Here is a 12,621-nt window from a genome sequence, read left to right as displayed (position 1 = left end):
TGAAAATGCTGAAGTTGATGTTCGATCGAGGAAAAGACGCTGAATATCGGATTCTGTGTCTGGGCGCACACTGCGATGATATTGAAATCGGATGCGGTGGCACGATTTTGAAACTAATCGAAGAGTATCCGAACGCAATCTTTTACTGGGTTGTGTTTAGCTCTAGCGAAGTGCGATCGAAAGAAGCGTTCGAGAGCGCAGATCGATTTTTAGCAGGTGCGAAAGTTGAGAACATTGTTGTCAAAAACTTCCGCAACAGTTTCTTTCCATTCGTGGGTACTGAAATCAAGGAGTACTTTAACGAACTCAGCCAAGCATTTTCACCCGATCTGATCCTGACGCACTACAAGCATGATGCTCACCAAGATCACCGCGTGATTTCCGATCTCACTTGGAATAGCTATCGGAATCATTTCGTTCTGGAATACGAAATTCCCAAGTATGACGGGGATATTGGGAATCCAAATTTCTACGTTCCCGTTAGCGAAGAAATTTGCAATCGCAAGATTCAAACGCTGATGGAAGTGTTTGAAACGCAGAAAAAACGTCAGTGGTTCACTGAAGATACGTTCCAAGCCATCATGCGGCTCCGAGGCATTGAATCGAATGCGCCCAGTAAGTTTGCGGAGGCATTTTACAGTCGCAAGTTAGTGTTTTGATCACATTTTCGCGAACATCTAAAATGAAGCAGAAAGCCTGATAGTCATTGATTATCGACTTTCTGCGATCGTATTCATCAAACTGAAAAAAGCAAGATGACTCAATTTGATAACTATCAAGATGTAGTTGTTCACTGATTTGCTTAATTTGCTTGCAAAATCGGTGTCAGTTTGACGTGATATTCTGCCTCAAACTCCCCTTTTTTGAAATCCAAACTCCACAATTCTAGCGAACAAGGATCATCGGCTTGAGTCGGGGTGATAAGCAACTGAAAACTGCGTTGAACTGCATCAAAACGACATTCAATCGATTGAATGGCTCCGATTTGACGGCGATCGAGGGCAACTGCTAAACGCAACAATGAATGCAATTGTTCAACGACTCGCCGATGGTGTTTGCTCGTTAAATTTCGGTAGGTTTCATGACGTTTCTTAGGTGCATTCTTACGATGATAGCGAGCAAGATTTGCGATCGTTTCAATCTCCATTTCCGTAAACCCTAACAATTCGGCATGTCGGATCAGATAGTAAGAATGCTTGTGATGCGAAGAATGTCCAACATGGTGCCCGCAGTTGTGTAGAATCGCAGCCGCCCAAAGTAAAATTCGCTCTTCCTCGCCCCAAGTATGCAGTTTGCCCTGAGTTTGATCAAATAAACTTAGGGCAAATTCTGCAACTCGTTGGCTGTGCGCTAGATTCACCTGATACTTCTGTGCTGTTTTGAAGACACTTCGTTCGCGAACCGATTTCTGATAGCGTAGCCGATCTTCAATCAGCCCATGTGCCACCATCCAATCCACAATCACGCCTTCTCGCAGCGATCGCTCACAGATGACGATCGAGTCCGCTTTTAATTGCATCATCACTTCCAGCAGAATCATCGCTCCAGGCAAAATAATTTCTGCTCGCCGCTCATTTAATCCGGGAATGACTAAACGCTCTGAAAGACTCATTTTCCGTAACCGATTCACCCAGTCGCGCAAATCTTTTACGGACATTTCGCAGCCATTCAACGGAGTTGGAACTGTGCCAAATTTCTCGCGTGCATTGAGTGCGACTAAAGTTTCGATCGTGCCTGACGTTCCAACCATACGCAGACGTTCTCCAGGTTTGACATGGGCTTGGAGATCCTCAATCGATCGTTCCAACATGCCCCGAATATAAGCCTGTAGCGCATAAAATTCAGTTGAACTAATTGGATCGGTTTTGATATGTTCAGCCGTCAGTCGAACCGCGCCCACCTTGGTACTACTAAGGGTGCGAGGCTCATGTCCATCTCCCAAAATTAGCTCAGTTGAACCGCCCCCAATATCTACAATCACATGCGGCTGATTATCAAAGCTCATCCCCGACAGCACACCGAGATAAATCCGCCTCGCCTCTTCCGCTCCGGAAATTAAATTGACCCAAAGTCCAAGCTCATTCTCAATTCGTTGCAGAAATGCTTGTCCATTCGGGGCTTCGCGGACAGCACTTGTCGCGACCGCAATCACATGTTCGGCGTTCACACTTTTGGCGACATCCTGACATCGTCGGAGGGCTGCCATTGCGCGATCCATTGCCTCTTCTGACAATTCCCCCGTTTTCTTACAAAAATCTCCCAATCGCACGGTCGCTTTCTCTCGTCCAACAATCGTAAACGCAGGTAAATGAGGTTGAATGCGGGCAATCACCATATGAATCGAATTCGTTCCGACATCGATTGCGGCGAGGATGCGGTCTTGATCAGGAGGAATGATGGGAAGCGTCACCGGATTATTCTGGGGTTTCGGGATGGAGTTAACCATGAGACTAGACGTACTGCGATCGAATAAAGGGCTATTAGAGGCAAGAGCGAGAACACCAAACGTCTGACGTGAACAAAAGCGATCGAACTACTTCTAAACTAAGGTTTTACCTCAAATCTTGAGCAATTCAGCGGATCTTTACACAAAAACCGCGCTAAGTTCTTTTATAGACCTGCGATTGACCAATTTTCTATGTGGACTCAGCCGAATCAATCTCCAGAACCGACTTGGCGCGTGATTGCGCGACTTCTACGCTGGCACAAGCCTGAAGGACGACTCATTTTAATGATTCCGGCTCTGTGGGCTGTGGTCTTGGCTGCACAAGGCAAACCACCGGCATTATTAGTCGGCATTATTATTCTAGGAACTTTAGCGACCAGTGCAGCAGGTTGCGTTGCAAATGATCTCTGGGATCGCAATATTGATCCGCATGTCGAACGGACTCGCGATCGTCCTTTGGCTTCAAGAGCACTTTCTGTCAAGGTTGGAATTGGCGTTGGGCTAATTTCACTCTTGTGTGCTGCCGGATTAACAGTTTTTCTAAATCCACTCACATTCTGGCTGTGTGTTGCCGCAGTCCCGGTCATTTTGCTGTATCCAGCCGCGAAGCGAGTTTTTCCAGTCCCGCAGTTAGTGTTATCGATCGCGTGGGGGTTTGCAGTTCTGATTAGTTGGAGTGCGGTCAGTTGCCGTGATACATCAAATTTAGTGTGTCTGACTCAACCGATGTGGTTGCTCTGGGGCGCAACAATTCTCTGGACGTTGGGATTTGACACAGTGTATGCCATGTCCGATCGCGAAGACGACAAACGAATTGGTGTGAAATCAAGCGCCTTATTCTTCGGTCGATACGCGCCTTACGCAATCGCTGCCTTCTACGTCGGAACCGCATTAATTCTTGCGAAACTCGGTGTAGTAATGGGATTAAATGTCTGGTACTGGAGCGCATTAGGGTGCAGCGCGATCACCTGGGCATGGCAATCTTATCAACTCACCCAACCGACAATCCCCCATTCGTTTTACGCTTTCAGTTTCAAGCAGAACGTTTGGATCGGCTTTATTCTCTTAGGCGGCATGATTGCTGGAATCTAGACATCAATCCACTCAACTCGAACGAAGTGAGCCGGACGACCCCAACTGTCCTGCACGCTCGAAACTTCTCGAACCCTCAAGTTAAAGGGTACTGCGGTTGTAATGTACTGCTGGACGATGCGTCCTAACTCTGGGGTTAGTTGTGCGGCAGTCGTTGCAGCCACTCCGAATCCTAATAATTGCTCGATCGGCGTGCGAGGCAATACCAAATGGAACCCAAACGCGATCGCAGCCGTTAACAACATCCCGACTGAAAGATTTGTTCCACAACGTGGATGCACTGCGAGATTCCATTCTCCATGCGTAATTCGGGACAACGCTTGATTTACAGCCCGTCTGACATCAACCGTGTTCGCCTGCCCATAGAGATAAAATCCCTGCTCGGTTGATAATCCGCCTAAACCGCTATTGTCTTCCCAATCAGTTTGCGGTGAGCTACGCCGATCGGGTAATCCACTCAAAATCCAAACAGTGGCATGCTCTAGGGCATGAACTTGGCGCACCGTCAGCATTTCTTTCAATCCTGGAAGAAATCCAATTTTCCTAAGCAACTCAGTGTCTTGAGCCACTTGAGGAGTTGGGAGGAAAAAATTCAAAAACTCATCGAACTCAGAAGCATTTGCAGTCATAACAAAGCAACTTCAGACAATCCTAGAGAAGTTAGTGTCTCAACTCTAGCGTTTGTTTGCTGAAGTTGCAGGGCGGCTGTTGCAAATCGTTGCGACTTTTAGCTGAAAAGATTTGAAGTTGGAACCGCTGCTGCGGGTGCAGGTGGAACGCTTGGCAAATTTGGTGCGACTACAGGACTGCCGACTCCACGAGCCACTTCTACGCCATTTTGCTCCAGAATCACGAGCGGATCAGACCCTCCATTCATTTCAATTCGCTTGACTAAGACCTGTCCACCTGCAATGCGTTGCCCTGCTTGAACATAACGGCTTGTCGCCTCATTGGGAGCCTGAATAATGGCTTGAGGCACACCTGCAACAACAATCACACCTGTTACTTGCACCGATTTCGCAAGAGTCGGATCTGGCAGAGGTGGTAGTGCTTTAATGGGGGATTGCTCTGGCGATTTTGCAGCCACGACCTTCGGATTTGGACGGGATACAACAGCAGGTTGTTTCGCAATCGAGCGATCTCCAACATTCGGGCTGACAGCAGGCTGATTCGCAGTTTCAGGCAGTTTAATGGGAACTTTGAACGAGACGATCGGCGGAATGCTAGAAAATGGATCTTTGCCTTTGGTATTGATGCCGCGTTGAACTTGTCTCGCCCGTTCTGCTGGGTCAGTTGATTGCAGCAGCCCTGCGACCTTGCCTGCTTTACCTGTCGCTGCGTCTTTCTTGTCTTTATCCTTCTCTGGAACAGTGGGTTTTGCAAAAGCCTGGGTTGAGGTCGAAGGCGATGCCGCTGGAGAAGGACTGGCGCTCGTAACAGTTGGCTCTTCACCCACCGTACATCCGCCTATCCAGACTGTTAATGCGCTCGCGCAAAGTACCAGCGTCCCTTTCGGGATTCGTGCTGTGATTTGCTGTGTAAACCGCTTGCTCATGACCACTCCAAAAATTCGACTTAAAAATTCGCCTGGATCACCGTTCGCAGTACAAGCTTGAAATTGACCCGCAGCAGAGAACGATTCAGTTAGTGCAAGTGTGCCCAAATCTGATGGGTTTTTTACTCGCTGCTAATTTTTGAGCGAATTTTTAGAGAAGATGGGGATTAAGCTTCGCTGCAAACCATGATGCTTTGCAGTTTCTGAAGCCCTTTTTTCACTTGGCGTGAAACCGTCACAGCGCTGATTCCTAGTCGCTCAGCTGTCTCTTTCTGAGTCAGGTCATATAGAAAAACAAATTCCAACACTTCACGAGTGCGCTGTTCTAATTGGACGAGTGCCTGCTGCAGCCGAATTTGATCTTCTTGAGCCAGTTGAAAACTCCGATACCGTGAATCAGGAACGAGATCGCCTAAAAATGCTGTGCCTTCTTCGTCGCCGACAGGAGCATCTAAACTGAGCAGCGCGCGATTTTGCACCGAGAGCCGAATTTCCTGCCATTCCTCGATCGAGATATCCAATATCGCAGCGATCTCAATATCGGTGGGTTGCCGCCGCTCTTTTGCTTGAAAGTCACGGATCACGTGAGTGGCTTGACGTTGTAGCGCTTGCCAACGGCGCGGAATTCGGACTGAAGGGCTTTTGTCCCGTAAGTAGTGTTGGATTTCTCCTCGAATGTAGGGAATTGCAAATGAGCTAAATGCATGACCTTTCGACATATCAAACCGCTCGATCGCTCGAATCAGCCCAATACACCCAACTTGGAGCAAATCGTCGTAACTCTCAGTACACTGATTCATCCAGTGGTGAGCCTCTTTTCTCACCAGTCCAATATTCAATTCAACCAATTGATTACGAATAGCAGCAGTTGCGGTCGTTTGATATTGATGAAGCAGTTCTAAGGTTTCACTTTTGAGGTCGGTAGACACAAGATTAGGCATGACGAATTCAGTGGTTGGCGCAAAAGCTCAAGAAGAAATCAAACCGTTTTGCTGATTCAAACTGTGAGGGTAGGAATCACACCGGAAAGACATTTAGAGAAAGTGAACAAATAATGAAACCGCGTTTCTTGCTCACTTTTCATGACACATAAAACTTATTTCTTCCAGCGAATTTGTTACAACTGCATTTCCACGGAACGTCTGTCTACCGTGATCTTGGTCACTTTTTTAACGAATTTTTAACGAATTTCTGATTAAGATTAAAACTTGTTTTTATCAAAAAATAAATAATAAAAATGGGGCTATCTGCCCCATAAAATTGAATATTTTGAGTTGAGATCGCACTAAGTTGTGGATCTGATTATCGGTAATTACGCTGCAGGTGCAACTCGTGCGTAGAACAATCCACGGATTTTTACCTCGCTTGCTTCACGCGATCCCATATCGGTTTCTGAGGGTTGATCGCTTTCAAAGGTTCCTGCAATTTCGCCCGATGCACTGTCGATTTTTGCAACTTGCAGCGAGATAGTGCCTTTATCCAACTGGAAACGCTTGACGTTTTCCTTTCTCAATTCTTCAGAGTCAGCCGAAGCAGGAAGTGCAACTGCGTTGTCATAGCCTGTGGTCAGACCCCGACCTTTCGGATCAAGGAAGTTGGATGTCCGGTAGGAGGGCACACGGAATTCGCCGGTAAAGTCGGTTGACGTGTTGATGCTCGAAGAACCCGGATCGGTGGTTGCAACTAGACCTTTAATCGTGAACAAGAACGGCACGCGTTCGCCCCCAGGAAGCTGAACGGTAATCGCTTGGAAGTCCAGACCATCTTCTTCGGTGAAGGTCAAGCTACCATCAGAGTTCGATTTTAGGGTTCCTGAAACTGCATCGATCGAGGAAGTATAGCGAGTCATCAACTTCGCCGGGACAAACTCAGCTTCGCGACGCTTGCTCGCCGTTTCTTCTTTGACGAAATAAGATGTGGGTTGCAGACACAATCCAGTGATTGAGTAGGTTTTGCCGCTCTCAATCGGGATAGAGCCACGAGAGGTGGCTTCGATTTGGGGGCAGTTATTTGCCAAGCCCGTGTTACGGATTTGCTCGTAGGTTAAGCCTTCCGTACTGGCAGCGGGAGCTTCACTACAAGCGGTCAAAACACTCAGGCAGAACGCCAACAGTGTCACAATAAAAGCGCGATACCTCATGGTCAACCTCAAAGTAATGTCAAATTTCTGCCAGTGCGTTCGGGCGGGAGTTCAAAGAAGTCAATCTCGGAGAGTGATTCTTAGAAGGGCGCTCTAAACTGCTGTCAGATCTCATGGAGTTTCTAATAAATTCTGGAGTGGCTCTGATCGAACCTCTCATAGCATTTTACAGATATTCGTAAACTTTTTAAGAATCGCCCGCGATCGCATGTGTGGAAAAGTCGATTCGGCGCGATTCGGCTGCTTACGAAGAACGAACGAAATGCTCGAAAAGCAGTACCGTATTAGATTGCGCCCCTACGCTAGGAACGAATTGCATGAATGATGATGATGTGATGTTTAGAGAATATGCCTCGAATTCGGAGGCGCTATCGCGCGATCTCGATCAAATTGCCCAAGAGATTCGGACGATTGCAAAAAACTCGCGGGGAGATGGAATCGCGTTGCTGGCATTGCTGAGAGTTTTAGAAGCCCTCCATCGTGAAATTCGTGAGGGATTCTTCCAAGAGTCTTTGCCCAGTAATCGACAGGCGCTTTACGCGTTGCTGAAAGATATTGAAGCCAGTGGCGGGTGGCCCTATATCCATCGAATGCGGCTACAAGAATTTCTGAATAATTTGCTGGCTGAATCTAGCTTAGATTCGCCTGAATAAAAGTAAAAAGCGCTAGAGATGAAACTCCTAGCGCTTTTTCTGAGTGAAATTGTAAAGTTTTGTTACTCGTCTTTTGGTTGACGGCTAGCGGTCTGGATATAGAGAATCAGCAAAAACACGCTCGGCACAAGCACAAACAAAATCGACGCAATAAATCCTAATTCATTAACTTGCATAAAGCCCGATCCCTTCTAAACTCGGCATCAACACTTTTCAGGATACCACTCATTAGGGTTTCGTCTTTACGCTGACTGCCCCGTTGACTAGCGCCTGACAAGCAAGACGGTAGGACGCTGGTTTTTTCTTGAGTTTGCGCTCCTCAAAGGCGGTTCGAGGCGAGAGATTTTCCATCCCTTCGACAATTTCAACGATGCAAGTGCCGCATTGTCCATACCCCCCGCAATTCATGAGTTTGCCACCGAGCGTGTAGAGATCCACTTGATTCTCGATCGCTTTAATCCGCAAATTTGCCCCTTGAGCCGCAACGACTTCTTTGTCTTCTTTGATGAATTTGATGCTGGCAGACTGAAACGCAGGTTTCGGCGGTTCAGCGCTCATCCCTTCTTCAGGTTGGACTTCAGAAATCGCTTGGAGGTCAGTATCGGCGGGTTGCATAGTCTTCCTCTTAAAGAGATAAGGGTTAGTATCCACTCTATTTGTAACTCAAATCGCGCCAAAAGTTAAGAATAATTAAGAAGTGAAACGGGCGAGTCGTCGGAATTTCAGGCGATTTCATATTCGCTTGCAATCGTTTCTAACACTGGTTACACTTCTTTATACACTTTCATTTTTTATGAATTCCTTGTCATACTGCCGATTCAACGTTCCAAGGAATAGCTGGATCATCAGAAACGGCGGGGGGACAGGATGCCTTATCTGGTAAAGTTACCCATATTAGGCACTTTAACAAAAGGCTGAAAGAAGCGTTGCAGTAGACGTAATTTAGAGGAGGAGAGTAGTCAATGGGACTACCCTGGTACCGCGTACACACAGTCCTGGTGAACGATCCGGGGCGGTTGATTGCGACTCACCTGATGCATACCGCACTGGTTGCAGGTTGGGCGGGATCAATGGCGCTTTATGAGCTTGCGATTTTTGACCCTAGCGATCCAGTTTTGAATCCTATGTGGAGACAAGGCATGTTCGTGCTGCCGTTTATGGCAAGACTCGGCGTGACTTCTTCTTGGGGCGGATGGAGCATTACGGGTGAAACCGTCACCGATCCAGGCTTCTGGTCGTTTGAGGGCGTTGCAGCTGCCCACATCGTTTTATCAGGTTTGCTGTTCTTAGCAGCTTGCTGGCATTGGGTTTATTGGGATTTGGAACTTTTCCGCGATCCGCGTACAGGTGAGCCTGCACTCGATTTGCCGAAAATGTTCGGGATTCATTTGTTCTTGTCGGGATTACTTTGTTTTGGCTTTGGCGCGTTCCACTTGACTGGATTGTTTGGTCCAGGAATGTGGGTATCGGACGCGTATGGGGTGACAGGGCATATTCAGCCTGTTGCGCCTGAATGGGGACCGTCTGGATTTAATCCGTTTAATCCAGGTGGGGTTGTCGCACACCACATTGCGGCGGGAATTGTCGGCATTATTGCAGGCTTGTTCCACCTCAGTGTCCGTCCGCCAGAGCGTTTATATCGCGCTTTGAGAATGGGGAACATCGAAACGGTGTTGTCGAGCAGTATCGCGGCTGTGTTCTTTGCGGCTTTTGTGGTTGCAGGAACGATGTGGTACGGCAATGCGACGACTCCGATCGAGTTGTTTGGTCCGACTCGTTATCAGTGGGATAGCGGCTACTTCCGCCAGGAAATCGATCGTCGAGTTCAGGGTGCAGTAGCGGATGGCGCGAGCTTATCAGAAGCGTATAACCAAATTCCTGAGAAATTGGCGTTCTATGACTATGTCGGTAACAGCCCCGCGAAAGGTGGTTTGTTCCGTACAGGTCAAATGAACAAGGGTGACGGGATTGCTCAAACTTGGCTCGGACATCCGGTGTTCAAGGACAGCGAAGGTCGTGAGTTGTTTGTGCGTCGCTTGCCGAACTTCTTTGAGAACTTCCCAGTTGTGCTTCAAGATGCAGATGGCGTGATCCGCGCTGACATTCCGTTCCGTAAGGCTGAGTCGAAGTACAGCTTTGAACAAGCAGGTGTAACGGCAAGCATTTACGGTGGAAAGTTGGATGGTCAGGTGATCACCGATCCAGCGCAGGTCAAACGCTTTGCGCGTGCGGCTCAGTTGGGTGAACCGTTTGAATTCGATCGTGAAACATTGAATTCGGATGGTGTATTCCGGACTAGCCCGCGTGGATGGTTCACGTTTGGTCATGCGGTCTTTGCATTGTTGTTCTTCTTTGGTCATATCTGGCACGGATCTCGGACGATTTTCCGGGATGTGTTTGCTGGGGTTGACCCAGATTTGTCGGAAGAACAAGTCGAATGGGGACGGTTTGCGAAAGTGGGTGATAAGACCACGCTTCGGGAACCTGTCTAAATGGTTTAACGGGTCTAGGCAGGTTGCTTAGGCCCGGTTCGATTCTTTTGTTGGGACACCATCATGGAAAGTGCAGCGTATATTTTGATTTTGGCTTTGGCGATCGGAGTTTTGTTTTTTGCGATTGCATTCCGCGAACCTCCGAGAATTGGTAAGTAAATCCTTCTGTGAAAGAACCCGTCTTGACTCAAGACGGGTTCTTTTTTGCGCTGATTTTGGGCAGGGTGATTTAGGATGTGAAGGTTGGGTTATCTGAGCTTGTGAGCGTTTCTTCGCGTCAAATGGATTATTCTAGTCCGACTCGCTATCGAATTCGGGCTGTGCAGCCGCAGGATTTGAACGAAATTGCGGGAATTTTGGTGGATAGTTTTCCGCTGTATCCGCCGTTTTTGCCCTGGTTGGGTGCGATTATTCGAGTAGGAATTTATGAGGATTTGCGGAGTCGAGCGCGCTCAATGACCTCAAACTATGCGTGTCTCGTCGCGATCGATACGACGCATCGGGATGAATTAATTGTGGGAACGGTGGAGGTGGGGATACGCAGCGCCAATCCTTGGCAACCGAAAACGAGCCAGTATATTTATTTGTCAAATTTGGCGGTGAGAGAAGAATTCCGGCGGCAGGGCATTGCAGAACAGCTGTTATTGGCGTGTGAGCCTTATGTAGAAAGTTGGGGCTATCGCCAGATTTATCTGCACGTTCTAGAGACGAATCAGGCAGCGAAAGCATTGTATTTCAAGTTGGGGTATCGATTGGAGGAAATTCAGTTGAGTTGGGATTGGTTTTTAGGAAAGCCAAGACGGATGCTGTTGCGTAAGGAAATGCGATCGACACATGCAAGAGAGGCTTAATCTGAATTTCCCAACTTGCTGTTAGCGTCCCATGCTGTGTACAATTCGCTGCTCCTTGAGGTTTAGAACCCGCCAAGGGTGCCTGCGTTGAATTAGCTTCTGTTCATGCCCTGAGGAAATTGACGTGGAAATGGATCAGATTGTCTTGCTCATTACGAGTCTTCTAGCATTCTATCTGGCATGGAATCTGGGCGCGAATGATGTTGCGAATTCGATGGGAACCTCGGTGGGTTCTAAAGCTGTCACGCTCAAACAAGCCTTAATCATTGCAGGAACTCTAGAATTCACGGGCGCAGTCTTGTTTGGTCAAACTGTTTCTCAGAAACTCGTTACAGGCATCATTAATCCCGCCCAATTCACGCCCCAAATCTTGCTGATTGGGATGATTTCGGTCTTAATCGCCGCAGGAGTTTGGTTGAATATTGCCACAGTGTTTGGATTTCCCGTGTCGTCTTCTCATGCAACTGTCGGCGCGATCGCAGGCGTTGGCTATCTCGCGTTCGGCAAAACTGCTGTCAATTGGAGCACGATCGGTCTTATTTCTCTCACTTGGGTGATCACTCCCTTAGTGAGTGGCACGATCGCGGCTGTTTTTTACAGTTTGATCAAACAATGGATTCTTGATCGACCTCATCAACTCGAAGAATGGATTCCCTGGCTCAGTGCCGTATTGATTAGCGTTTTCGGTGTGATTGTCTTTCCGACGATCGCCAAACCGATTCAAACTATTATTCATTTACCGATTCCATCTATTTCACTCATGCTTGGAGTCATTGGAATCGGAACGTTATCCGTTTACGGATTCCAAAATTTACAGACCGTAGAAGCGACGATCGCTAAATTTCAAGTGGTCAGTGCCTGCTTTGTCGCGTTTGCTCATGGCTCAAATGATGTTGGCAACGCGATCGCACCCTTTGCCGCGATCGTCTACATTCTGCAAACTGGAAACTTGCCGTTAGAAGACTTCCAGATTCCAGTTTGGAGTTTGATACTTGGTGGAGTTGGCATCGTTTCAGGGTTAGCCGTCTTAGGGAAAAAAGTGATTTCAACGATTGGAGAAGGAATTATTCCTTTGCAGCCTAGCGGCGGACTTTGTGCAGAACTCGCAACAGCAACCACAATATTGATTGCCTCTCGTATGGGATTTCCGGTTTCGACTTCTCACGCTCTAGTGGGCGGTGTTGTTGGAGTGGGATTTGTTCAAGGCATGAAAAGCATTCAGTTTCAAACTCTGAGATCGATCGGTTTAACTTGGTTTGTGACGATTCCCATTGCTGCTGTGCTCAGCGGAATTTTATTTTTGATTTTGCGTACGACTTTCGTTGAATTTTAGACAATAGAGTTTATCAACTCTTCACTGGGCACTATAGGTTGTGAAGTTATCTACAGCCG

The 12,621-nt window shown here is 47.6% G+C and carries 14 protein-coding genes; 7 read left to right on the top strand and 7 right to left on the bottom strand.

Annotated elements, in window-relative coordinates; all coding sequences use genetic code 11:
* Positions 1 to 5: 5 nt before the first annotated feature.
* Positions 6 to 659, top strand: a complete 654-nt coding sequence (locus tag LEPBO_RS0105835; protein WP_017286604.1) for a PIG-L deacetylase family protein — start codon at positions 6 to 8, stop codon at positions 657 to 659.
* Positions 660 to 802: 143 nt separating this feature from the next.
* Here LEPBO_RS0105835 and LEPBO_RS0105830 read toward each other — a convergent pair whose 3' ends face one another.
* Positions 803 to 2,446 carry a Ppx/GppA phosphatase family protein gene (locus LEPBO_RS0105830; RefSeq protein ID WP_017286603.1) on the bottom strand — a complete coding sequence of 548 codons (1,644 nt, stop codon included), beginning with the start codon at positions 2,444 to 2,446 and terminating at the stop codon, positions 803 to 805.
* Between the two features lie 192 nt (positions 2,447 to 2,638).
* Between LEPBO_RS0105830 and LEPBO_RS0105825 the strand changes: the two genes are divergently transcribed.
* Positions 2,639 to 3,538 (top strand): 4-hydroxybenzoate solanesyltransferase, encoded by a 900-nt coding sequence (locus LEPBO_RS0105825; protein WP_017286602.1) that lies wholly within the window; start codon positions 2,639 to 2,641, stop codon positions 3,536 to 3,538.
* Here the strand turns inward: LEPBO_RS0105825 and LEPBO_RS0105820 are convergent.
* From LEPBO_RS0105820 to psbO, 4 genes are all read right to left on the bottom strand, one after another.
* Positions 3,535 to 4,167, bottom strand: coding sequence for a DUF6391 domain-containing protein (locus LEPBO_RS0105820; RefSeq protein ID WP_017286601.1), 633 nt, complete (start codon positions 4,165 to 4,167; stop codon positions 3,535 to 3,537). The genes LEPBO_RS0105825 and LEPBO_RS0105820 overlap by 4 nt on opposite strands.
* A 98-nt stretch (positions 4,168 to 4,265) precedes the next feature.
* Positions 4,266 to 5,201: a hypothetical protein gene (locus LEPBO_RS39790; protein WP_017286600.1), complete on the bottom strand. Its 936-nt coding sequence runs from the start codon at positions 5,199 to 5,201 to the stop codon at positions 4,266 to 4,268.
* 59 nt (positions 5,202 to 5,260) lie between these two features.
* Positions 5,261 to 6,034, bottom strand: coding sequence for an RNA polymerase sigma factor SigF (locus LEPBO_RS0105810; RefSeq protein WP_017286599.1), 774 nt, complete (start codon positions 6,032 to 6,034; stop codon positions 5,261 to 5,263).
* Positions 6,035 to 6,405: 371 nt separating this feature from the next.
* Entirely contained in the window at positions 6,406 to 7,233 is an 828-nt protein-coding gene (gene psbO, locus LEPBO_RS0105805) for a photosystem II manganese-stabilizing polypeptide (protein WP_017286598.1), read from the bottom strand.
* Between the two features lie 212 nt (positions 7,234 to 7,445).
* On the opposite strand from psbO, the gene LEPBO_RS0105800 reads away from it, so the two are divergent.
* Positions 7,446 to 7,886, top strand: a complete 441-nt coding sequence (locus tag LEPBO_RS0105800) for a hypothetical protein (protein ID WP_017286597.1) — start codon at positions 7,446 to 7,448, stop codon at positions 7,884 to 7,886.
* A 62-nt stretch (positions 7,887 to 7,948) separates the two neighbouring features.
* Here the strand turns inward: LEPBO_RS0105800 and psbM are convergent, their stop codons facing one another.
* Both psbM and LEPBO_RS0105790 read right to left on the bottom strand, forming a co-directional pair.
* Positions 7,949 to 8,062 (bottom strand): photosystem II reaction center protein PsbM, encoded by a 114-nt coding sequence (psbM, locus tag LEPBO_RS0105795; RefSeq protein WP_017286596.1) that lies wholly within the window; start codon positions 8,060 to 8,062, stop codon positions 7,949 to 7,951.
* Positions 8,063 to 8,114: 52 nt separating this feature from the next.
* Complete coding sequence (locus LEPBO_RS0105790) at positions 8,115 to 8,501, bottom strand: 2Fe-2S iron-sulfur cluster-binding protein (protein WP_017286595.1); 387 nt, start codon at positions 8,499 to 8,501, stop codon at positions 8,115 to 8,117.
* 347 nt (positions 8,502 to 8,848) lie between these two features.
* Between LEPBO_RS0105790 and psbB the strand changes: the two genes are divergently transcribed.
* The 4 genes from psbB (at position 8,849) to LEPBO_RS0105770 (ending at position 12,562) form a co-directional block, all read left to right on the top strand.
* Entirely contained in the window at positions 8,849 to 10,378 is a 1,530-nt protein-coding gene (gene psbB / locus LEPBO_RS0105785; RefSeq protein ID WP_017286594.1) for a photosystem II chlorophyll-binding protein CP47, read from the top strand.
* Between the two features lie 63 nt (positions 10,379 to 10,441).
* On the top strand, positions 10,442 to 10,537 hold the full coding sequence (locus tag LEPBO_RS0105780; RefSeq protein WP_017286593.1) for a photosystem II reaction center protein T: 96 nt from the start codon (positions 10,442 to 10,444) through the stop codon (positions 10,535 to 10,537).
* A 101-nt stretch (positions 10,538 to 10,638) separates the two neighbouring features.
* On the top strand, positions 10,639 to 11,229 hold the full coding sequence (locus LEPBO_RS0105775; protein WP_026148444.1) for a GNAT family N-acetyltransferase: 591 nt from the start codon (positions 10,639 to 10,641) through the stop codon (positions 11,227 to 11,229).
* A 130-nt stretch (positions 11,230 to 11,359) separates the two neighbouring features.
* Complete coding sequence (locus LEPBO_RS0105770; protein ID WP_017286591.1) at positions 11,360 to 12,562, top strand: inorganic phosphate transporter; 1,203 nt, start codon at positions 11,360 to 11,362, stop codon at positions 12,560 to 12,562.
* Positions 12,563 to 12,621: the final 59 nt, after the last annotated feature.

Source organism: Leptolyngbya boryana PCC 6306 (assembly GCF_000353285.1).
Taxonomy (GTDB): Bacteria; Cyanobacteriota; Cyanobacteriia; order Leptolyngbyales; family Leptolyngbyaceae; genus Leptolyngbya; species Leptolyngbya boryana.
The sequence above is the reverse complement of the archived record's forward strand: the minus strand, read 5'-3'. Positions and strand labels throughout refer to the sequence as shown.